The sequence below is a fragment of the Aliivibrio sp. S4MY1 genome, from assembly GCF_028765545.1.
Taxonomy (GTDB): domain Bacteria; phylum Pseudomonadota; class Gammaproteobacteria; order Enterobacterales; family Vibrionaceae; genus Aliivibrio.
The window spans coordinates 106,363-128,294 of record NZ_JARACP010000009.1 but is presented as its reverse complement, the minus strand read 5'-3'; the positions used below and the strand labels follow the sequence as shown (position 1 = coordinate 128,294).

At 40.6% G+C, this 21,932-nt stretch carries 18 protein-coding genes; 13 read left to right on the top strand and 5 right to left on the bottom strand.

Annotated features, from left to right (window positions below; genetic code table 11):
* Positions 1-33: 33 nt before the first annotated feature.
* Complete coding sequence (locus PVK71_RS11905) at positions 34-615, bottom strand: CoA pyrophosphatase (RefSeq protein ID WP_274418817.1); 582 nt, start codon at positions 613-615, stop codon at positions 34-36.
* Between the two features lie 16 nt (positions 616-631).
* Positions 632-2,002: an aminodeoxychorismate synthase component I gene (pabB, locus tag PVK71_RS11900; RefSeq protein WP_274418818.1), complete on the bottom strand. Its 1,371-nt coding sequence runs from the start codon at positions 2,000-2,002 to the stop codon at positions 632-634.
* 166 nt (positions 2,003-2,168) lie between these two features.
* On the opposite strand from pabB, the gene PVK71_RS11895 reads away from it, so the two are divergent.
* From PVK71_RS11895 to PVK71_RS11870, 6 genes are all read left to right on the top strand, one after another.
* Positions 2,169-3,695, top strand: a complete 1,527-nt coding sequence (locus PVK71_RS11895) for a fumarate hydratase (RefSeq protein ID WP_274418820.1) — start codon at positions 2,169-2,171, stop codon at positions 3,693-3,695.
* A 145-nt stretch (positions 3,696-3,840) separates the two neighbouring features.
* A complete protein-coding gene (locus PVK71_RS11890) occupies positions 3,841-4,197 on the top strand; it encodes a DUF2799 domain-containing protein (protein WP_274418821.1) in 357 nt (118 codons plus the stop codon).
* A 95-nt stretch (positions 4,198-4,292) separates the two neighbouring features.
* Positions 4,293-5,327: an efflux RND transporter periplasmic adaptor subunit gene (locus PVK71_RS11885; protein ID WP_274418822.1), complete on the top strand. Its 1,035-nt coding sequence runs from the start codon at positions 4,293-4,295 to the stop codon at positions 5,325-5,327.
* A 2-nt stretch (positions 5,328-5,329) separates the two neighbouring features.
* Positions 5,330-6,409, top strand: a complete 1,080-nt coding sequence (locus PVK71_RS11880; protein ID WP_274418823.1) for an efflux RND transporter periplasmic adaptor subunit — start codon at positions 5,330-5,332, stop codon at positions 6,407-6,409.
* On the top strand, positions 6,409-9,486 hold the full coding sequence (locus tag PVK71_RS11875) for an efflux RND transporter permease subunit (RefSeq protein ID WP_274418824.1): 3,078 nt from the start codon (positions 6,409-6,411) through the stop codon (positions 9,484-9,486). The genes PVK71_RS11880 and PVK71_RS11875 overlap by 1 nt, the downstream gene beginning before the upstream one ends.
* A gap of 106 nt (positions 9,487-9,592) precedes the next feature.
* Complete coding sequence (locus tag PVK71_RS11870) at positions 9,593-9,979, top strand: DUF2750 domain-containing protein (protein ID WP_105054592.1); 387 nt, start codon at positions 9,593-9,595, stop codon at positions 9,977-9,979.
* A 39-nt stretch (positions 9,980-10,018) separates the two neighbouring features.
* Here the strand turns inward: PVK71_RS11870 and PVK71_RS11865 are convergent, their stop codons facing one another.
* The 3 genes from PVK71_RS11865 to PVK71_RS11855 form a co-directional block, all read right to left on the bottom strand.
* Entirely contained in the window at positions 10,019-10,327 is a 309-nt protein-coding gene (locus PVK71_RS11865) for a hypothetical protein (RefSeq protein WP_130086829.1), read from the bottom strand.
* A gap of 1 nt (position 10,328) precedes the next feature.
* Positions 10,329-10,496 carry a hypothetical protein gene (locus PVK71_RS11860; RefSeq protein ID WP_165371178.1) on the bottom strand — a complete coding sequence of 56 codons (168 nt, stop codon included), beginning with the start codon at positions 10,494-10,496 and terminating at the stop codon, positions 10,329-10,331.
* Positions 10,497-10,679: 183 nt separating this feature from the next.
* Positions 10,680-11,873 carry a cystathionine beta-lyase gene (locus tag PVK71_RS11855; protein WP_274421813.1) on the bottom strand — a complete coding sequence of 398 codons (1,194 nt, stop codon included), beginning with the start codon at positions 11,871-11,873 and terminating at the stop codon, positions 10,680-10,682.
* 154 nt (positions 11,874-12,027) lie between these two features.
* Between PVK71_RS11855 and PVK71_RS11850 the strand changes: the two genes are divergently transcribed.
* The 7 genes from PVK71_RS11850 to yiaY all read left to right on the top strand — a co-directional run bounded on the left by PVK71_RS11850 (position 12,028) and on the right by yiaY (position 21,880).
* Complete coding sequence (locus tag PVK71_RS11850) at positions 12,028-12,378, top strand: hypothetical protein (RefSeq protein ID WP_105054594.1); 351 nt, start codon at positions 12,028-12,030, stop codon at positions 12,376-12,378.
* A 197-nt stretch (positions 12,379-12,575) separates the two neighbouring features.
* Positions 12,576-14,327, top strand: a complete 1,752-nt coding sequence (locus PVK71_RS11845) for a type I restriction-modification system subunit M (RefSeq protein ID WP_274418826.1) — start codon at positions 12,576-12,578, stop codon at positions 14,325-14,327.
* Complete coding sequence (locus tag PVK71_RS11840; RefSeq protein WP_274418829.1) at positions 14,320-15,528, top strand: restriction endonuclease subunit S; 1,209 nt, start codon at positions 14,320-14,322, stop codon at positions 15,526-15,528. The genes PVK71_RS11845 and PVK71_RS11840 overlap by 8 nt, the downstream gene beginning before the upstream one ends.
* Positions 15,528-16,595 carry a Fic family protein gene (locus PVK71_RS11835; RefSeq protein WP_274418830.1) on the top strand — a complete coding sequence of 356 codons (1,068 nt, stop codon included), beginning with the start codon at positions 15,528-15,530 and terminating at the stop codon, positions 16,593-16,595. The genes PVK71_RS11840 and PVK71_RS11835 overlap by 1 nt, the downstream gene beginning before the upstream one ends.
* Before the next feature lie 4 nt (positions 16,596-16,599).
* Positions 16,600-19,818, top strand: a complete 3,219-nt coding sequence (locus tag PVK71_RS11830) for a type I restriction endonuclease subunit R (protein ID WP_274418832.1) — start codon at positions 16,600-16,602, stop codon at positions 19,816-19,818.
* Position 19,819: 1 nt separating this feature from the next.
* Positions 19,820-20,536 carry a M48 family metallopeptidase gene (locus PVK71_RS11825; protein ID WP_274418833.1) on the top strand — a complete coding sequence of 239 codons (717 nt, stop codon included), beginning with the start codon at positions 19,820-19,822 and terminating at the stop codon, positions 20,534-20,536.
* Positions 20,537-20,734: 198 nt separating this feature from the next.
* The gene (yiaY, locus tag PVK71_RS11820; RefSeq protein ID WP_274418834.1) at positions 20,735-21,880 is read left to right on the top strand and encodes an L-threonine dehydrogenase; all 1,146 of its coding nucleotides are present in this window, start codon (positions 20,735-20,737) and stop codon (positions 21,878-21,880) included.
* Positions 21,881-21,932 lie beyond the last annotated feature (52 nt).

Genomic DNA, 21,932 nt, shown 5'->3' with positions numbered 1-21,932 from the left:
TATTAGTAAAACTTATCGTTAATGATAATTTTTCTAAGTTGTAATGTAATTCATTGCGTGAATTATTTCAGCGGTCACACCCCAAATGAGTTTTTTGTCAAAAGGAATGAAAATCAGATCGTAGGTATGTTTTTTGTTAAATATGTGGTGTTTGTAGGTGTTTTTTGGGTTAATTAGATGATTTATCGGTGCTTCAAATGTGCTACTAACCTCACCGTAATCGATTGCGGTGGTATAATTTTCATCAATCAATGCAATGATTGGGGTTACTTTATAGCCAGATATTGTTGGTATTGTGTTAAGTTTTGCTAATGGTTTAATGTGAGCAGGATCAATGCCAATTTCTTCATTTGTTTCACGAATAGCAGTATGAATTAGGGATAAATCGAAGGGTTCAACCTTGCCTCCAGGGAAGCTAATTTGGCTAGGATGATGACGTAAATGTGACGCTCGTTGAGTTAAAATTAGGTTGAAACCAGATTCTCTTTTTACGATAGGGACAAGAACAGCAGCAGACTTAAAGTTGCCGCTCGTTAGTCGTGGATGGGAGAGTAAACTGGAACTGTAATCAATTGGTTTATGAAGTAACAAATAAGAAAGTAAATGCGTATCCATAAACCGATCCTTATAATTATAAAATGGGTAAAATTTTGCTTAACTTATGCAGTGTCTCTTCATATTCTAGTTCAGTTTGGCTATCGGCAACAATACCGCCACCCGCTGAAGCGTATATTGTATCTTGGTAGGCGATTAAGGTACGTATAGTAATACTCGTATCCATATTCCCACAACGGCTAATATAACCAATACTGCCACAATATAAGTTACGGCGATGAGGCTCTAATTCTTCAATAATTTCCATAGCTCGGATTTTAGGGGCTCCGGTGATCGATCCGCCAGGGAAAGAAGCACTAAGTAAATCACTAATAGTATAGTTATCATCTAATTGACCAGTAATAGTGCTGACTAAATGGTGTACAGCTGGAAAACTTTCGATATCAAATAACTTAGGCACTTTGACTGAGCCAGGAGTGGAGACTCGGCCAATATCATTACGCAATAAATCCACAATCATTAAGTTTTCAGAGCGATCTTTAGCACTATGGCGAAGAATATCTGCTTCTTTAGCATCTAGCTCCGGATCGCTTGAGCGAGGGCGAGTTCCTTTAATTGGTTTGGTTTCTATTTTACGATCTTTTACCTGTAAAAAACGCTCTGGTGAGACGGATAAGATGGCAAGTTCAGGGGTTCTAATAAATGCAGAGAAGGGTGCACCATTTTGGGTTGCCAATTTTTGATACGCTAGCCATTCTGAACCTTGGTATTGAGCATGAAAACGTTGAGCAAGATTAATTTGATAGCAATCTCCTGATTTAAGGTATTCCTGAATCGTGTCAAATTTAGTGCTATATTCCGCTTGAGTCATATTTGATTGCCATTTAGACACTAAACTAAAATCAGCTTTCTTTTCTTTTATAGCTATAAATTGCTGTAGCCAATCGAGACGATTACTCCCGTGTGGTTGTATTAAAGTGAGGGTACACGTTTTATGATCAGCAATTAGAGCCCAGTCATAGATCCCAACAGCCATATCAGCGGTTGGAATATCTCGCTCAGCAATACTAGGTATAGATTCAACCCGGCGACCTAAGTCATAACTGAAGTAACCTAACGCTCCGCCAATAAAAGGAAGATCTTTTATTGAATGGCAATGAGGCGTTAGTCGTTCTTGATAATGAGCAAGCAGTTTAAAAGGGCAGGCTTCACTGGTTACTGGCTGCTTTCCTATGACATTAATACAAGTAACCTTTTGGTGGGTTTGCAATGTCGCGATTGGATCTGCCACTAAAATATCGTAACGATTATCAACATGTTCTTTGGCTGATGAATGCAGCAGCATTGCCCAAGGTTGGCTTTCAATGGCAGAAAATAAATCAACCACAGAAGTAGATTGATAATCAAGTAGGGTAATAAGTGGTTTTGCATCTAATTGATTGTTCATTTTAAGTTTTATAACCAGAATGTGATGAGCAACGATAGCCTTGGATGGGGAGCAAGAGTATCATATTGGCTGTTCTAAAAGAAAATAATAGATTGGTGAACACTCACGTCACTAAGTAAAAAAACAGACTTAACACGCCATGGAAGCATATATATAAGAGGATTTAATGATGACTGTTGGTAAAGAAACTATCATCCGCAATGAAGACGTGATCAGCTCAGTGGCTGATGCATTACAGTATATTTCTTACTACCACCCACTTGATTTTGTTCAAGCACTAGAAAAAGCATATCACAGAGAACAAAGCCAAGCGGCAAAAGATGCGATTGCTCAAATTTTAATAAATTCACGTATGTCGGCTGAAGGGCATCGTCCTATTTGTCAGGATACGGGGATAGTAACTTGCTTTGTTAATATAGGCATGAATGTACGCTGGGAAGGAGATTTAACCGTCCAGCAAATGATTGATGAAGGAACTCGTCAGGCGTACACGAATCCAGATAACCCACTTCGAGCTTCAGTACTTTCTGATCCTGCGGGTAAGCGAATTAATACAAAAGACAATACGCCTGCGGTAGTTCATATTAATATGGTACCAGGTAATAAGGTTGAGATTCAGATTGCAGCAAAAGGCGGCGGCTCTGAAAATAAAACAAAAATGGTGATGTTAAATCCTTCAGATGATGTGGCTGAATGGGTAGAAAAAACCTTACCATTAATGGGAGCAGGTTGGTGTCCACCAGGAATGCTAGGTATAGGTATTGGTGGAACCGCTGAAAAAGCAGCAGTATTAGCAAAAGAATCATTAATGGAGCATATCGACATTCAAGAGTTGATCGATCGTGGTCCTAAAAACGCAGAAGAAGAGCTTCGCCTTGATATCTTTAATCGCGTGAATAAGCTTGGTATTGGTGCACAAGGCCTTGGTGGTTTAACAACCGTTGTTGATGTAAAAATCAAATCAGCACCAACTCATGCAGCATCAAAACCCGTATGCATGATCCCAAACTGTGCTGCGACTCGTCATGTTCACTTTACACTTGATGGTTCAGGTCCGGCAGACTTACAGCCACCAAAACTTGAAGAGTGGCCAGATATTACATGGGAAGCCGGTGCTAATACACGCCGAGTTAATCTTGATACGATCACAAAAGAAGACGTACAAGAATGGCGAACAGGTGAAACGGTTCTGTTAACAGGGAAGATATTAACAGGGCGTGATGCGGCACATAAACGCCTTCAAAGCATGATTGAAAGCGGTGAGGGTTTACCTAAGGGCGTCGATTTCAATGGGAAGTTTATTTACTACGTCGGCCCAGTTGATGCGGTTGGTGATGAAGCCGTAGGTCCTGCTGGCCCAACAACGTCCACTCGTATGGATAAATTTACCGATATGATGCTTGATACGGGCTTAATGGGTATGATCGGTAAAGCAGAGCGTGGCCCAGCAACGGTTGCTTCTATTAAAGATAAAAAAGCCGTGTATTTGATGGCAGTAGGCGGTGCAGCTTATTTAGTAGCTAAAGCGATTAAAAAAGCACGAGTAGTGGCTTTTGAAGACTTAGGAATGGAAGCTATTTATGAGTTTGAAGTGGAAGATATGCCAGTAACGGTTGCTGTTGATTCAACAGGGGAAAATGCACATCAAATCGGCCCAGATACATGGAAAGTTAAAATCGCTGAAATGAATTAATTGATTTTATATTTCTAGGATTTAAGAAAGCACTCATAAATAGAGTGCTTTTTTTATACTTGTGTTTTTAATGTTAACTATTTAAGTCTAAACTGAGTTATTATGTTGTTGATATTGTGTGATTTAGATTGTTCTTGGAGGAAGTATGAAACAGAAAGTTGTTAGTCTAATGATGTTGTTATTAGTTGGCTGTACAGCTTCACAATCTGAAGTAAAAGAAAAAAATACGGATGATTGGTTCCAATATGGAGAGCAAAGAGCAAAAAATGGCTTTTTAGTTCAAGAAAAGGAAACTCTAGAAAGTGTAAAGCCAGAGGAGGAGGTTACGGAAGCATTCTATAATGCGTACTTAGAAGGGCATACCTCTGGAACGACTATCTATTGTTCTCAAGAAGCCTATATTTTAGGGTTACGTGAAGCTCCATATTTTGGTATTTGCGATCAAATTATGCCTGATTTTCGTGCTGAGTATGAAAAAGGGAAAAATCATAAAAAAGAATAAATAAGACTATTTTTATAACTTATTATTCTTATTGACTGGATGACGGTAGGGATATGAGGAATAATTCTTTTATATACCATTACAAGGAACGGTTTATGTTCAAAAAAACGATGGTAGCGACGGTGTTAAGTTCAACGCTTCTTATTGGGTGTGGAAAACAAGCCCCAGAGATCGCTGAACCAGAGTCGCGACCAGCTAAAATAATGACCGTCACTGTTGGCGATCATGAAACCTCTCGATTGTTTCCAGCGCAAGCTGAAGCCGGAGATAAAGCGGTTCTTGCCTTTCGAGTTCCCGGTCAACTTAATAGCTTAGATGTTCATGCAGGTCAATTAGTTACCAAAGGGCAGTTACTAGCAACAATAAACCCTGATGAGTACCGTTTGATTCAAAAGCAGGCACAAGCACAGTACAGACTGATTGATGTTCAATACCAACGTATTAAAAAACTGCGTAAAGACAAAGTCGTCTCAGAGCAAGATTACGACAGTGCTGTAGCGAACAGAAAAACAGCGAAAGCGACGTTAGATCAAGCCAGTGCTAATTTAAGCTATACCCAATTAAGTGCTCCTTATGATGGCACCATTTCGTTATTACCTGCTGAAAATTACGAATACGTCACTGCGAAACAACCCATTATGCATATTCAAACTAATGATATCTTATATGTGGCCTTTCAACTTCCTGATTATCTATTGCAACGCTTTAGTTTTACTCAAGTCTCCGCTTCCGTTACTTTCGATTCATTCCCAACGGTTAGTTTTCCTTTAGAATTTGAAGAAATTGATACCGAAGCAGATAGCAAGACATCAAGTTACACGGTAAAAATGAGCATGCCAAGACCAAAAGACTTAGGCATATTACCGGGAATGTCAGGCCAAGTGAAAGTAACGATTCCAAAAGGTGGTAGTGAGAAGCTTCCGCTTTCAGCGATTGAACAAGACGGTGAGACCACTTATGTCTGGCGTGTATCTGAGCAAGGTATTGTTGAGAAAGTCGCGATAGAGTTGAATGAAAAACGACAAGTAGTTTCGGGGCTTAATGATTCTGAGCAAATTGTATCTTCAGGTATTTCTGGGCTAGAAGAAGGAATGAAAGTACGTAAATGGGTTAAGGAGAGAGGATTATAATTATGCAAAAATTAATGAGATTTTCTTTACTTTCTACCTCGTTATTACTGACCGCTTGCAGTCCTGCCCCTATGGATTCAGAAATAGAAGCTCCTAACGTTATCGTTAAAAATATTGATTCAGGTTTAGTTAGCGATAGTCTTTATCTTCCAGCTGTTGCAACAGCGGCCGATCGTTCTCATTTAAGTTTTAGACTTTCTGGTGAAGTTAAAGAGCTTAATGTTCGTGCAGGTGAGACGGTTAAAAAAGGACAAGTATTAGCAGTTCTAGATAAAACCGACTTCAACATTGATGTCGATAATGCGCGCGCAAGATACAGCGTTGCAAACAGTCAATATAAACGTTCAAAACCGTTAGTTGAGAAAGGTCTGCTTGCTAAATCTCAATTTGATGAGTTGGCAGCACAGCGTCAAATTGCATTAGCAGACTTAGAGCTAGCAAAACTACGACTCAGTTTTACTGAACTAAAAGCACCAATAGATGGTGTTATTTCACGAGTTAGTGTTGAGCAATTTGAAACGATTCAAGTTGGTCAGCAGATAGTGAATATACATAATCGAAATGAAGTGGATATTATTGTTCAAGTCCCAGATAAATTATATTCAAAGCAACCAAATCAAGGGGTTGTAGAGCAAATCCAAGCATCTGTTCGTCTTGATAATGGGCAGTCTTACGATGCAAAAGTGAAAGAGTATACAACAGAACCTGATCCAGAATCTGGAGCGTATCTCGTTACTTTAACGATGCCAATGCCAGAAGATCAATTCATTTTGGATGGTATGGCTGTTGAAGTCACTACAGAGCAGAGCTCATTAAATGTAGCAAGCCAATTTGGGTTAATCATTCCTATTGAAGCGATCTTTAATGAAGATGGTGATGAAATTGATAAAAAAGAAAAATACATTTGGGTAGTCGATTCTGACAATAAAGTAAGAAAGCAAAAAGTGGTAACAAGTAAAGCCACCTCGTTTGGATTACGAGTTGTCGATGGTGTTTCAACAGGAGATCGTATTGTTATTGCCGGTGTCTCGCGATTACGTGACGGCCTAAAAGTGAATATCATCAATACGGAGGATAAATAATGAGTCAAGAAAAAGGAATTGCGGCTTACTTTATACAAAATAAAGTGATTAGCTGGATGTTGACTCTGATCTTTATGATTGGTGGTACATCTGCTTTCTTTGGCTTGGGGCGATTAGAAGACCCAGCCTTCACCATTAAAGACGCCATGGTGGTAACCAATTATCCAGGAGCAACCCCTGAACAGGTTGAAGAAGAGGTTACTTATCCTTTAGAGAAAGCAATTCAACAATTAACTTATGTTGATGAAGTAAATTCACTTTCAAGTCGTGGTTTATCACAAATAACGGTAACCATGAAAAACAATTATGGGCCTGATGATCTTCCTCAAATTTGGGATGAACTGCGTCGAAAAGTAAATGACTTGAAACGTCAATTACCTCCGGGTGTTGGTGAACCGTCCGTTATTGATGATTTTGGTGACGTATATGGCGTACTTTTAGCCGTTACTGGGCAAGGGTATTCTTATAAAGAGTTGCTTGATTATGTTGATTATTTACGTCGTGAACTGGAATTAGTTGATGGGGTAAGTAAAGTCTCTGTTTCTGGTGTGCAACAAGAGCAAGTCTTTATTGAAGCGTCATTAAAACGCATGACAAGCCTTGGTATTTCACCTCAAACTTTATACGGCTTACTATCAAACCAAAATACAGTATCGAGTGCAGGTGCAGTAAAAATAGGATCTGAATACATTCAAATACACCCAACGGGCGAGTTTGAAGATGTGTCACAACTTGGTGATTTAATTATTACCGAAGGCGGGGCACAAGGCCTTATTTATCTAAAAGACATTGCCGAAGTTAAACGTGGTTATGTTGAAGTACCAAGCAATTTAGTTAACTTTAATGGTAACTTTGCTTTGAATATGGGGATTTCTTTTAGTGCTGGCGTTAACGTTGTCGAGATCGGGAAACTGGTTGATCAGCGAATGTTAGAGCTGAAAGAACAACAGCCCATTGGTATTGATATTTCAGAGATCTACAGCCAACCAAAAGAAGTAGATAAATCAGTAAGTGGTTTTGTGGTCAGTCTTGGTCAAGCCGTTGCTATCGTTATCATCGTTTTACTGTTCTTCATGGGCGTACGTTCAGGTTTATTGATTGGCCTTATTTTATTACTGACAGTGTCAGGTACATTTGTCTTTATGAAGTACTTTGCGATTGACTTACAGCGTATTTCTCTTGGTGCCTTGGTTATTGCTCTTGGTATGCTCGTGGATAACGCCATTGTGGTGGTCGAAGGCATACTCATTGGTATGCAAAAAGGACGAACTCGCCTGCAAGCCGCTACCGATATTGTTACGCAAACTAAATGGCCATTATTAGGTGCAACCGTTATTGCGGTAACTGCTTTTGCGCCTATTGGTCTATCGGATGATGCAACCGGTGAATATTGTGGAACCTTATTTACTGTTCTGCTTATTTCACTGATGCTGAGTTGGTTTACTGCCATTTCTCTTACTCCGTTTTTCGCTTCTTTGTTCTTTAAAGAGACAGTGCAAAATGACGAGGAAAGCTTAGAAGAAAAAGATCCATACAATGGCATGATCTTTGTTATTTATAAGCGATTCCTTGAGTTCTGTATGCGTTACTCAGCGGTGACGATGATCATTTTGGTTATTGCACTTGGTGGAAGCATGTATGGCTTTACTAAAGTTAAACAGTCTTTCTTCCCATCTTCTACAACACCAATCTTCATGGTGGATGTGTGGATGCCTGAAGGGACGGATATTCGTTCAACCAATGCAACATTAAAAGAGTTAGAAGAGTGGATCTTAGAGCAAAAACATATTGAACATGTAACAACAACCGCAGGTAAAGGTCTACAACGATTCATGCTGACTTACGCACCAGAGAAGAGCTATGCAGCTTATGGTGAGATAATGACGCGTGTGGATGATTACTTAGCGTTACCTGATTTAATGGACAAGCTTCGTCAACATATCGAAGCCAACTATCCTCAAATTCAATACAAGTTAAAACTGATTGAGTTAGGGCCAGGTGGTGGTGCAAAAGTGGAAGCGCGTATTGTAGGTGCTGATCCAACTATATTGCGTGGTTTAGCTGCACAAGTCATTGAAGTCATGCACCAAGATCCAGGCGCAACAAACGTACGTCATGATTGGCGTGAGCGTACTAAAGTGCTTGAACCTCAATTTAATGAAAGTCAGGCGCGTCGATACGGTATTTCCAAAACGGATGTTAATGAACTGCTTGAAATGGCGTTCTCAGGTAAAGCCATTGGTGTGTATCGTGATGGGACAACATTGATGCCAATCGTTACTCGTTTGCCTGAAAATGAACGTGTAGATATTAGCACCATTGAAGGAATGAAGATCTGGAGTCCAGCGCTGTCACAATACATACCATTACAACAAGTGGTGCTAGGTTATGACGTAATTTGGGAAGATCCACTGGTTGTACGTAAAAACCGTAAACGTATGCTAACGGTAATGGCTGACCCTGATATTTTAGGGGAAGAAACGGCCGCAACATTACAAAAGCGTTTACAGCCACAAATTGAAGCGATTGATTTCCCGACTGGTTATAGTTTGGAGTGGGGCGGTGAATATGAATCGTCTCGTGATGCACAAGCGTCATTGTTCCAAACCATGCCAATGGGTTACTTGTTCATGTTCTTAGTGACTGTGTTCTTGTTTAACAGTGTGAAAGAGTCGGTGATTGTTTGGTTAACGGTGCCATTGGCACTCATTGGTGTAACCAGTGGTCTGCTCTTACTCAATACCCCATTTGGCTTTATGGCACTGCTTGGCTTCTTGAGTTTAAGTGGCATGCTGTTGAAAAATGGTATCGTACTGCTTGATCAAATAGAGATAGAAATACACTCAGGAAAAGAACCTTACCATGCAGTCGTTGATGCCGCGTTAAGCCGTGTTCGTCCGGTTTGTATGGCAGCAATTACGACCATTTTAGGTATGATCCCACTATTACCAGATACCTTCTTTAAACCAATGGCGGTAACCATTATGTTTGGTCTAGGTTTCGCAACCGTACTGACCTTAATTGTGGTTCCTGTGTTGTATCGCATGTTCCATAAAATTAAAGTCGTCGAATATTAATCAAAGATTGGTATAAACTCTAATTGAAGCTCACATTGTCATACGCAGTGTGGGCTTTTTTTGGTATTATGCACGGGAAAGTCTTTCCCACTGATAGGAATTGGTAATGAGCCAACTAGATCAACAAGCAATGGACAAAATCGTAAATTCTCATGAAGAAGAGCGTTTTACTTACTTTATGAAAGAAGTTGTCGCTAATCGTGAAATTTGGATTTTGACTGATGAACACGGTTGTGTGATGTTGAATACCGAAGAAGAAGATTGCGTTCCTGTATGGCCAAATAAAGAGTTTGCAGAAGCATGGGCAACAGGCGAATGGGACGTATGTAAAGCTGAATCTATTTCATTAAACAAATGGCACAGTCGCTGGACAACAGGTCTTGAAGATGATGAATTAGCGGTTGTTGTATTCCCAAATCAAAACGAAGAAGGGCAAATCCTTTTTCCCGACGAATTCGATTTTGAATTAACAAAACAAGAAAGAAAGCGTTAATTTCTTAGTGTTAACTAGGCTGTTTTATTGCGAACTAGCCTAGTTCATGATGCCATATACCATGACGGTAGAGTCTTTATATGGGTTTTCAATACGTGCCGCTCGGTAAGGGGAGCACATCGGCTTTAAGTGATTTGCTACAAAGAAAGGTGAATTAGCATCACACTCTTCTTGTGTATAATCAAACCACTCAGGACAATGCTCCAACATATCCTTCCAAATGATATTATCTTCTAATGGCATAGTAAATTGGCCCACCATCTTTCCAAGGTATTGCAGAGAGCTTAATTTACCATTGATAAAAATGGCTTTAACTAAGTTGGTTGCAGTATTGTCTATATTCTTCATTTTATACTCCAGCCAATACAGCGATACCAGCACCAGCGGTGATAGTACCAAAAATAACAGCCATCACTTTGTAGACTTGTTGCCACGCTTTTGATTGGGATTTATCTCGACAAGCGAGAACGAGTAGTGCAGTGCAGGGGGAAAGAGTAATGAATAAAGATGAGGTCATAGCGGTCGCCTTATTGATAAGTATTAATGTGAAACACGAAATAAGTATTTCATAATCAATCATTCATAAGGGTAAAAACTAATGGTAAGGAAGTCTAATTGCGGTTAGTAATATCGCTGATAAGCAGTACTTATGAGAGTGTTTCCCCATACCCATAAGTACTTTAGTTATCTTATCTGATAATTACTGTATGTCTAATGTCGCTTGATAACGGCATAAACCTTCTTCTAAATCTTGAATCAAATCATCCACATCTTCTAATCCAATATGAACACGGATCAAAGTCCCTTCAAACTGAGGATGAGCCACCGTTCTTAATGCATTAAAGCTTTTTGGTTCATTAGCTAAGATCAAACTTTCAAATCCGCCCCAAGAATAACCCATACTAAAATGACTCATGCCATCAAGCAGCGCAGTTGTCGCCTTGGTGTTAGATTGTTTTAGAACAAAAGAGAACAAGCCATTACAGCCTTTAAAATCACGTTGATAAAACTCATTACCCGGGCAGCTTTCAAGTGCAGGGTGACGAACGTGATCAACCAGTGGATGCAGCTCAAGCCACTTAGCCACTTTAATGCTGCTAGCTTCGTGCTGTTTTAGACGTACGCCCATGGTACGCAAACCACGCATCGCTAAATAGGCATCATCTGGCGAGATACATTGGCCCATTAAGTAACTTTGCTCGCGCAGTTGGTCCCAATGCTTTTCATTCGCTACCGCTGTACCAAGCATCACATCAGAGTGACCAACAATATATTTAGTGGCTGCTTGAATAGAGATATCAACACCATGGTCAAAAGGAGAGAAATTCACACCCGCAGCCCATGTGTTATCAAGCATAACCACAATATCGGATTCATGCGCGATACGAGAAAGTAGCGGAACGTCTTGAACTTCCATCGTGATAGAGCAAGGCGATTCAGTAAACAGCACCGTTGTATTCGGCTTAATTAAATCACGAATGCCTTCACCAATCATTGGGTCGTAATAGGTGGTTTCAATGCCCATTTTCTTCAAGATGGAGTCACAGTAATCACGAGTCGGCTCGTAACAGCCATCGACCATTAAAATATGATCGCCGGTTTTTACAAAACATAAAATAGCATTGGCAATCGCAGCCGTACCACAAGGATAAAGGGCACAACCTGCGCCACCTTCAAGTTCAACCATCGCATCTTGGAATGCAAAGTGAGTTTCTGTGCCACGGCGGCCATAAAAAAGCGTTTGTTTTGCGCGGTTAATCATGGCGTGCGTTTTTTCAGCAACAGTATTAAATACCACGGTAGAAGCGCGTTGAACGGGAGGGTTTACTACGCCTTTTGTCCATTTTTTGCTACGACCAGCAGTGACGTATTTGGTCTCTAATTTATCTGACATCTGAATCCATTCAATTATAAGTAAATAATACCTCCATAAAGCCAAAGTGAAGGCGAAATATCAAGGATTAAAACGAATTCCTGTCGAATAAATTTTAATTACTGCTAAAATTGCGCTATCTAGATGACATGTTGACTAAAAGAGTTAAATTAAAATGCAACAGAATGAATTTGAAACACTAGTTAAAGAACTATGCCAAAAAGAAAATCTTCCTCAAGTGCTAGAAGCATTAAAAACGTGTGAAGACCAAGACATCGTTGAAGCGGCACAATCGCTAGCGGGTCAATTCCGTCTTGCTGAAGTTGAAGGCGAGCAACGTATTTATCACGTATTTAATGATGAAGACGAAAATGGCGAAGCACAAGAGCTTGCAGAGTGGATCATGAACGAAGGTGATGATGTTATCAAATTCATCGCTTGGTTCTTCTACGCAATGTTCGATATGAAGCAAAAAGAAACGTATCAAGCCGCAGGTAAAACGTACCAACAGCCAAAGCGTTCTTAATCGCTGTTTAGTTATCCCATGACTTCCAAAAGCCAATGAATTGATTCGTTGGCTTTTTTCTTATCTATTGTCTACGTTTATCTTACGGTTCGATTGCCCCCAACGGCATAACCTCGTAAAATCCACCACATATCAATTCGTTTGAATAGACGTGTTACTTGATACACGTTACCTCTTATTTTATTAGGCTCTATTGCATGACTAACAAGCTATCTCTTCAACAGCTCGAATCCTTCTTATGGGAAACCGCCGACATTCTTCGTGGCAACATGGATGCGTCTGAATTTAAAGATTACATCTTCGGCATGATGTTTTTAAAGCGTCTATCGGATGCGTTTGAAGAATCTCAAGAAAAAGTCATTCAATACTACCTCGACAAAGGCAAAACTCAGGCTCAAGCTGAAGATCTAGCTAATGATGAAGACGAATACGACAGTACCTTTTTTATCCCAGAAAATGCCCGTTGGTCAGCACTTAAAGATTTAAAGCACAACATTGGTGAAACGCTAAACAAAGCGACAGAATCGATTGAAGAGTTCAACTCGGCGCTAGAAGGCGTGTTAGTGACGATTGATTTCAACATCAAAAACAAACTGTCAGATAAAAAGCTGCAAGATTTACTGTCGCATTTCAATAAGCATCGCTTACGTAATGAAGACTTTGAGCGTCCTGATTTACTGGGTACGGCTTACGAATACCTGATTAAAATGTTTGCCGATAGCGCAGGCAAAAAAGGCGGCGAGTTTTATACCCCAAGTGAAGTGGTTCAGCTATTGGTTGAGCTATTAAAGCCTCATGCCGGAATGCGTATTTACGATCCAACATCTGGGTCGGGCGGCATGCTTGTTCAAACACGTAACCAATTAGAAAAGCAGGGTGAAAACGCCGCTAACTTGTCACTGTATGGGCAAGAGATGAACTTGAACACATGGGCAATTTGTAAGATGAACATGTTCTTACATGGCGTACAAAATGCTGATATTCGTAAAGGCGATACACTGCGTGACCCACAGCACACCGAAGGCGGCAAGCTAATGAGCTTTGACCGCGTTATTGCCAACCCTCCGTTCTCACTGAAAAAGTGGGGTAAAGACGAGTGTGATAACGACGGTTTTGGACGTTTCCCTTACGGCACACCACCAAAAGACGCGGGTGATTTAGCTTTTGTGCAACACATGATCGCCAGCACCAACAGCGAAGGCATGGTAGGCGTGGTAATGCCTCATGGGGTGTTATTCCGTGGCTCAAGTGAAAAGGCGATTCGTCAAGGGATTTTAGAAGACGATTTATTAGAAGCCGTGGTGGGTTTACCATCAGGATTATTTTACGGCACGGGCATTCCTGCGTGTTTGCTTATCATCAATAAAAACAAACCAAGCGCACGTAAAGGCAAGGTGTTGTTCATTAATGGTGAATTGGAATTTGCAGAGGGTAAAAACCAAAACAAACTGCGCCCAGAAGACATTGCTAAAGTTGTCGCCACCTTTGAAAACCACTCGTTTGAAAGCAAGTGTGATATTAAGCGTTATGCGCGAGTGGTGCCATTCTCTGAAATTGCTGAAAACGATTTTAACCTCAATATTCGCCGTTATGCTGATACGTCACCTCCGGCGGAGATCTTTGATGTACGTGCAATCCTTCACGGTGGCATTCCACTGCGTGAAGTGAATGATGCTTACATTCAAGAAGAGATGTTAAACGGCTTTGATGTGTCGGCCGTCTTCGATAAAAAAGACAACGACTATTATGCATTCAAACCAAGCATTGAAAGCAAAGAGCAGATCCGTCTGGTTATTGAAGAACAAGTGGGTGATGTTGATGCAAAGATCATCAGCCAACTAGAACACTGGTGGGACAAATACCAAGTATCGCTGCATGAGTTAGATGTACAAGTGACCGAAGCTGAACAAGTAATGCAAAGTTACTTGAAGGAGTTGGGTTATGAGTGAGTTTGTGCCAGAAGGGTGGGTATTATTAGAGGTGCAAAAAGCATTTAAGTTAGGTCGAGGGCGTGTAATAAGTAAGCCTGAAATTAGGGATAATCCTGGGCACTACCCTGTTTTTTCATCCCAATCGAAAGATAATGGAAAAATGGGGTCCATTAATACGTATGATTTTGATGGTGAATATATAACATGGACAACTGATGGAGCATACGCTGGGACTGTTTTTCATAGAAAAGGTCAATTTAACTGCACTAATGTATGTGGAACATTACAAGATAATGGGAATTACGATGTATTTCCTAACTTTGTCGCACGTTATTTGAGTACGGTAGCTAAAAGCCACGTATCTTATGTTGGTAACCCTAAATTAATGAATGGTACTTTTGGAGAAATTGAATTTTTACTCCCACCACTCCCAGAACAACAAAAAATCGCCGCTATTCTCACTTCAGTCGATGAAGTGATAGAAAAAACACAGGCGCAAATAAACAAGCTCAAAGACCTAAAAACAGGCATGATGCAAGAGCTATTAACCCGCGGTGTCGGTGTAGATGGAAAACCACATACTGAGTTTAAAGATTCGCCAGTGGGCAGGATTCCGAAGGCGTGGGCGGTTGAATTAATCGGTAACTTGTTCTCAGTGCAACTTGGTAAGATGCTAAGTAAAGCCTCGAAGATAACGGACTCTCCGCTATCATACTTAGGTAATAAGAATATCCAATGGGGAAGAGTTGTTATTGATGATCTAGAGAAAATGGATTTCTCAGAGAAAGAAAAGCAAAAATTCTCATTGGAAACTGGTGACCTTTTGATGTGTGAGGGTGGGGATGTTGGCCGTTGCGCTATTTGGATGAATGAAATATCAGATTGTTATTACCAAAAAGCAATTCATCGTTTACGACCAATTGAGAATCGGTATAAACCAGTTTTACTCATGGAATATATGAAATTTGCCAAAGAAAACGGGTTACTTGTTGATTATATATCTCAAACTAGCATAGCTCACCTGACAAAGGAAAAGTTAATATCTATTCCAGTACCTGTCCCATCAATCACAGAGCAAGAAGTTATAATTAGAGTGCTTGAGACGCTGTCGAATCGGTTGAAAGCTGCTGACGGCAAACTAAAGAAAAATAGAAACCTCAAAAAAGCCCTTATGCAAGATCTCCTAACAGGTAAAGTACGAGTAAAGGTAGACAGCTAATGACATACTCTCCTCCTTTCACATTAAACAATAAAATCGTGTCACTGGTTGCTAATGTCAGTGAACAACTTGGTCGCTTATCCGCAACTCAAAGCGCAGAGCAATCGCTCTTATTGCGTAAAGTAAACCGAGTGCGAACCATTCAAGGCTCACTAGCCATTGAAGGTAATCAGCTAAGTGAAGAGCAAATCACCGCGATTTTAGATGGGAAGAGAGTCATAGCACCTGCACGAGAAGTGCAAGAAGCCAGTAATGCATTAACCGTTTATGAGCAATTAGATAGTTTTCAATTTGATAATGAGAAAGCACTGTTACTTGCTCATAAACAACTGATGTTAGGGTTAATCGACAGCGCAGGCCAATACCGTTCAACTGGCGTTGGCGTGTTTAAAAACGATCAAGTGATCCACATGGCACCACCAGAAGGGTTAGTCCCTCGATTAATGAATGATCTGTTTGCATGGTTAGCCACCAGTGACGATCATCCACTAATAAAAAGCTGTGTGTTTCATTACGAGTTTGAGTTTATTCACCCGTTCGCCGATGGCAATGGAAGAATGGGGCGTTTATGGCAAACCCTTATTCTAAAACAGTACCATGAGGTGTTTACCTATTTGCCTGTCGAAAGCTTAATTTCATCGCATCAAGATGATTATTACAAAGCCATTGCTGACAGCACCAATGGAACAAACAGCGCACCATTTATTGAATTTATGCTATCGATGATAGAGAAATCATTACAGCAATTACATCATAATAATCAAGCAGTAGAATACGCGACCCCCCAAGTCACCCCCCAAGTCACCCCCCAAGTCGCAGCGTTATTAAAAGCGATGGTTTCAGCACAAGAAAAACAACAACTATCACCTAAAGTCATTACCTTTAAACGTGAAGAGTTACAGCAATTACTTGGTTTAAAAGATAAGAAATCATTCAATCAACTTTATCTTAAACCTGCCTTAAATGAGGGGGTTATTGAAATGACCATCCCAGATAAACCAACCAGTCGATTACAACAATATCAACTCACTGAGTTAGGTAAATTAACGCAGTCACAGCAAGGGTAGAGGCATGAAAAATAACGAATTCAATAAAGTAGAAGCCCCTGCCATTGCTCAGTTGGTTCAACTAGGGTGGACTTACATTCCAGGTAAACAACTGTCGCCAGATTATGCCTGTGCTGATGGTGTTCCTGAGCGTACTTACCTGCGTGATGTGGTGTTAGTCAAACGCCTTGAAGCTGCGATTAAACGCATTAACCCGTGGATAAGCGACGAGAACCTTCGCAAAGTCTCTCGTGAAGTCACGCATCCCAATTTCGCCGCCTTAATGGAATATAACCACGCCTTCTATCAAACCATGGTTAATTATCTCTCAGTAGAACAAGACTTAGGTAAAGGGCGAAAAGGGCAGACGGTTAAACTGGTTGATTTTGAAACCCCAAGCAATAACGAATTCTTATGTACCAACCAATTTAAAGTAGAAGGTACAAACCAAAGCATCATTCCAGATATTGTCTGCTTTGTTAATGGCATTCCACTAGCCGTGATTGAATGCAAATCACCGTATATCTCCGCGCCAATGAGTGATGGCATTAATCAATTACGCCGTTACGCGAATCTACGTCATACCGATGATCACGAAGGGGCCGAAAAACTGTTTTGGTATAACCAACTCATGGTATCGACTTGTCGAGATCAAGCCAAAGTGGGCACCATCAGCTCAAACAGTCAGCATTATGGTGATTGGAAAGACGCGTATCCTTTTTCTGATGCGCAATTAGCACAACAGTCATTACGCGATAATATCGTTCCACTTCATTCTGCGATTACGGTTCAAATCCCTGATGATGCGTTAGACGAGAGTGAAGATAACTCAACAGAGCATGATGAATGGCAACAAGCCGCTGAGCCAGCAGCAAGTTACGAGGTATTAACAGAAGTTACCGCGCAACAGCGTTTGTTGGCGGGCATATTCAGTATTTCAAACTTTCTCGATATTCTGCAAAATTTCATTTTATTTGAAACTGATGACGGTCGCTTAATTAAAAAAGTGGCGCGTTATCAGCAATATCGTGCGGTTAATAAAGTGATTGAACGCTTGAAATCAGGCAAGGATCGAAAAGAAAGAAGTGGTGTAGTTTGGCATACACAGGGCAGTGGTAAATCGCTGACCATGGTGATGCTTGCCGTAAAAATGCGTCGTGATGCCGAATTAAAACAGTATAAATTGGTGTTTATTACCGACCGAACTCAACTTGATGAGCAGCTATCAAATACCTTCCGTGATGCGCAGGGTGAGACGGTGTATAACGCAGGTTCAGTGGCAGAATTAAAAGAATTACTAAAGAAAGACAGCTCTGATCTTGTGACCGCGATGGTACAAAAATTTGCCGATCTCGAAAAAGAACAAGAGAAGCAAAAAACGGTAGCAGAAGGTTTTGTTGATTTAAACCCAAGTGACAAAATCATTGTCTTGGCTGATGAGGCGCACCGAACCCAATTTGGTGGTTTGGCAATGACGATTAATGCCGCGTTACCTAATGCGCCTAAAATTGGTTTCACCGGAACGCCATTGCTGAAAACTCAAAAAATGAGTCAAGCGTTTGGTGGTTACATTGATGAATACAAAATAAACCAAGCGGTAGAAGATGGGGCAACGGTTAAATTGCTTTATGAAGGCCGTGAAGTGAAATCGGAAGTCGCAGGTGATTCACTCGATAAACTTTTTGAGGAATACTTTGGTGAATACACTGAAGAAGAACAACGTGAGATCAAAAGAAAATACGGTGTAGAAAAGGCGGTTCGTGAAGCTCCAGCTCGTATTCGTTGGGTGTGTATTGATTTAATCAAACACTATAAAGAACATATTCGTCCTGATGGCTTTAAAGCCATGATCGTGGTGGGCAGTCGTCATGCGGCGGCTATTTTTAAAAAGACCTTAGATGAATTAGGTGCGCCTCACTCAGAGGTGATTATCTCTGGCGATCACAATGATGAAAAGTACCTCACTCAATACACAGATAAAGTGCATCAAAAGAAAGTCATCGCCAATTTTAAAAAGCCTTTTGGTATCGATAAACAAGGCACTGAAGAGAAAAATAAAAAGTTTAATAATACCGCTTTTTTGATAGTCAAAGACATGCTGTTAACGGGCTTTGATGCACCTATTGCTCAAGTGATGTACATCGACAGAAAGCTGCAAGATCACACTTTAATGCAGGCAATTGCTCGTGTGAACCGAACCTATAAAGGCAAAGAGTGTGGTTATGTAGTGGATTATCATGGCTTAGCGATGCATCTTACTGAGGCGTTAGAGTTGTTCAGCAGTGATGATATAGAAGGTTCGTATCAAAGCTTAAAAGATGAAATACCAAAGCTGAAAGCCAAGCATACGCGTGCCATGTCGTTCTTTAAGCAGGTACTTAAAAATGGCAAACCGAGTGACGATATTGATGATTACGTTTTAGCATTAAAAGATGAAACAGTGCGAGCGCAATTTGACATGGCATTTAAGCAGTTTGCCAAGCAATTAAACGTTATTTTACCTGATGCTGAGGCCGCTCCGTTTATTCCTGATATGAAGTTATTAGGCAAAATTTATCACAATTCAAAACGCAAATTTCGAGACGAAGGGCTAGATATGAGCGAGATTGGTGCCAAAGTGCGCCAATTGGTGGATGAGCATATTCTCAGCACGGGTGTTGACCCGAAAATCGCACCGATTGATTTGTTAGCGGCTAATTTTAAAGAAAGCATTACAGCGATTAAATCGGACGAATCAAAAGCCTCTGAAATAGAAAGTGCCATTAAGCACCACATTACAATTAATTTGGATGAAGACCCAGAATATTACCGTTCGTTGAGTTTACGCTTGCGTGACATTATCGAAAAAACCGCAGGCAAGTGGGCACAACAGCTTGAGTTAATGTTAGAAATGAGAGGGGATATTGGGTCACAGTATCAGCAAGCAGCACAGGATGTCGGCTTGTCTGAAACGGAGTTTGCTTTTTACAATATCCTTATCGCTGAAGTCACCAACGTCAGTGATGGCGATGTGATTGCCGAATCAACCCATGATGAGATTAAAGCGGTAACCCAAGCATTAGTGGTTATGCTTGATGAAGCGACGGAAACTGTCGATTTCTTCAATAAGCAAGATGAAATAAAACGCATGAAGAAAGAGATCAAACGTGCTGTGCTTGACCAACCCTTTGGTGATAAAGCGTTGGTGACGGTTCTACAAGATCGCTTTATGGACTTGGCGAAAACCAAGTTTGGAAATAAGTAGCATGGCAAAAGAGAAAAAGGCAGAGATGATCCAGCGAGAAAGTTATTGCGTTTACATCGAGCGCACTTCTCGCAGAAAAACCGCGTCCATTAAAGTGGAAGAGGGAAAGGTCACTGTTGTTGTGCCAAGAAGGCTCGATCTTGATCGCATAGAAAAGGTTATTACAGATAAGCACGCGTGGATTATCGAAAAGCTCGCGTTAAATCAGCATGCGACACCAACGAATACGAGAGAGTATGTATCGGGTGAAGCTTTCCCTTACCTTGGGCGAAATTATCGTTTAAAAGTAGTGGCTGGTGAGCTGACTCAAACTAAATTGGTCGCAGGGCGTATTTTGATCACCGTGCCTGAACCTAAACATCAACCGCAGTATATTAATCGCGCTTTGGTGAATTGGTATAAGCGGAATGCTGAAAAGAAAATTCGTGAAAAAGTTCACCGCTATGCGCCGATAGTGGGGGTTGAAACCGCGGTTATTCGTATTAAAGAGTTTAAAAGCCGCTGGGGAAGTTGTACGCCTTACGGGGATTTAGAGTTTAATTGGTTAATTATGCAAGCGCCAAATCGCGTAGTGGATTATGTGGTGATTCATGAACTGTGTCATCTCATTCATCACGATCATTCACCTCTGTTTTGGAAAGAAGTCGAACGAGTAATGCCAGATTTTCAAGAGTGTAAAAGATGGCTTAAAGATAATGGTCATTTATTAAGTGTTTAATCTATTGTTTTTATTATCAATAAATTATTGCGTTTTTATGTGACCTTGCGCATTAGTGTAAATGCTCTACTTCACAGTTTTGTTGCAATAAAATAAACCTGTTTCATTTTTTGTCTTAGATCAAAAAGTTATTACCTGCATCGATGTTAAAACATAAACAGTTCTTAAAAATTTATATAAATACTAATGGAGTTGGTTATGAGTGCATTTTTTATCCCTACTGTAAATTTAATGGGTGCAGGTTGTCTTACAGAAGCAATGGACAGCATTAAATCTCAAGGCTACAAAAAAGCGTTAATCGTTACTGATAACGTGCTAGTTGCAATTGGTATGGTTAAGCAGGTATCTGATCTACTAGCCGAGCGCGGTGTAGACGTTGCAGTGTTCGATGGAACACAACCAAACCCAACTATCGGTAATGTAAATGCTGGCTTAAAAATTCTTAAAGAAAATGAGTGTGATCTTGTTATTTCGCTTGGTGGTGGCTCTCCACACGATTGTGCGAAAGGCATCGCTTTAGTTGCCGCTAATGGTGGTGAAATTGCTGACTATGAAGGTGTAGATCAATCACCTAAACCACAAATGCCATTAGTTGCTATTAATACAACGGCAGGTACGGCATCTGAAATGACTCGTTTCTGTATTATTACTGATGAAGCGCGTCATATTAAAATGGCTATTGTTGATAAACACACAACGCCATTAATGTCGGTAAATGATCCTGAGTTAATGCTTGCTAAGCCTGCGTCATTAACGGCAGCAACGGGGATGGATGCATTAACGCATGCGATTGAAGCGTATGTCTCTATTGCAGCAACGCCAATTACAGACGCTGTTGCGATTAAAGCGATGGAGTTAATTCAAGCGCATTTACGTACTGCAGTAGAAGATGGCCAAAACCTAGAAGCGCGTGAGCAAATGGCTTACGCACAGTTCATGGCGGGTATGGCGTTTAACAATGCTTCTTTAGGTTATGTTCATGCAATGGCGCACCAACTAGGTGGCTTCTATGATCTTCCACACGGTGTATGTAATGCGATTCTTCTTCCACACGTACAAAGTTACAACGCAAAAGTATGTCCAGAGCGTCTAAAAGATGTTGCAAAAGCAATGGGCGTAAATGTTGAAGGCATGACAAATGAAGAGGGTGCTCAAGCTGCACTAGAAGCGATTAAACAATTATCACAAGATGTTGGTATTCCTTCTGGCCTAACAGAGCTTAACGCTAAAGAAGAAGATTTTGATACCCTAGCTGAAAACGCACTGAAAGATGCTTGTGGTTTTACTAACCCTAAACAAGCGACGCACGAAGAAATCGTAAGTATCTTCAAAGCAGCAATGTAATTCTTATAGATAAAAGTATTAATTAGTTTAGAAAGGTCTAACATTTGTTAGG

Excerpts from the sequence above, each read along its gene's own strand:
- PVK71_RS11850 (WP_105054594.1), top strand. The coding sequence starts at position 12,028 with ATGCAACAGAATGAATTTGAAACACTAGTTAAAGAACTATGCCAAAAA.
- yiaY (WP_274418834.1), top strand. The coding sequence starts at position 20,735 with ATGAGTGCATTTTTTATCCCTACTGTAAATTTAATGGGTGCAGGTTGT.
- PVK71_RS11845 (WP_274418826.1), top strand. The coding sequence starts at position 12,576 with ATGACTAACAAGCTATCTCTTCAACAGCTCGAATCCTTCTTATGGGAA.
- PVK71_RS11835 (WP_274418830.1), top strand. The coding sequence starts at position 15,528 with ATGACATACTCTCCTCCTTTCACATTAAACAATAAAATCGTGTCACTG.
- PVK71_RS11865 (WP_130086829.1), bottom strand. The coding sequence starts at position 10,327 with ATGAAGAATATAGACAATACTGCAACCAACTTAGTTAAAGCCATTTTT.
- PVK71_RS11880 (WP_274418823.1), top strand. The coding sequence starts at position 5,330 with ATGCAAAAATTAATGAGATTTTCTTTACTTTCTACCTCGTTATTACTG.
- pabB (WP_274418818.1), bottom strand. The coding sequence starts at position 2,002 with ATGAACAATCAATTAGATGCAAAACCACTTATTACCCTACTTGATTAT.
- PVK71_RS11870 (WP_105054592.1), top strand. The coding sequence starts at position 9,593 with ATGAGCCAACTAGATCAACAAGCAATGGACAAAATCGTAAATTCTCAT.
- PVK71_RS11890 (WP_274418821.1), top strand. The coding sequence starts at position 3,841 with ATGAAACAGAAAGTTGTTAGTCTAATGATGTTGTTATTAGTTGGCTGT.
- PVK71_RS11860 (WP_165371178.1), bottom strand. The coding sequence starts at position 10,496 with ATGACCTCATCTTTATTCATTACTCTTTCCCCCTGCACTGCACTACTC.
- PVK71_RS11905 (WP_274418817.1), bottom strand. The coding sequence starts at position 615 with ATGGATACGCATTTACTTTCTTATTTGTTACTTCATAAACCAATTGAT.
- PVK71_RS11840 (WP_274418829.1), top strand. The coding sequence starts at position 14,320 with ATGAGTGAGTTTGTGCCAGAAGGGTGGGTATTATTAGAGGTGCAAAAA.
- PVK71_RS11875 (WP_274418824.1), top strand. The coding sequence starts at position 6,409 with ATGAGTCAAGAAAAAGGAATTGCGGCTTACTTTATACAAAATAAAGTG.
- PVK71_RS11855 (WP_274421813.1), bottom strand. The coding sequence starts at position 11,873 with ATGTCAGATAAATTAGAGACCAAATACGTCACTGCTGGTCGTAGCAAA.
- PVK71_RS11895 (WP_274418820.1), top strand. The coding sequence starts at position 2,169 with ATGATGACTGTTGGTAAAGAAACTATCATCCGCAATGAAGACGTGATC.
- PVK71_RS11830 (WP_274418832.1), top strand. The coding sequence starts at position 16,600 with ATGAAAAATAACGAATTCAATAAAGTAGAAGCCCCTGCCATTGCTCAG.
- PVK71_RS11825 (WP_274418833.1), top strand. The coding sequence starts at position 19,820 with ATGGCAAAAGAGAAAAAGGCAGAGATGATCCAGCGAGAAAGTTATTGC.
- PVK71_RS11885 (WP_274418822.1), top strand. The coding sequence starts at position 4,293 with ATGTTCAAAAAAACGATGGTAGCGACGGTGTTAAGTTCAACGCTTCTT.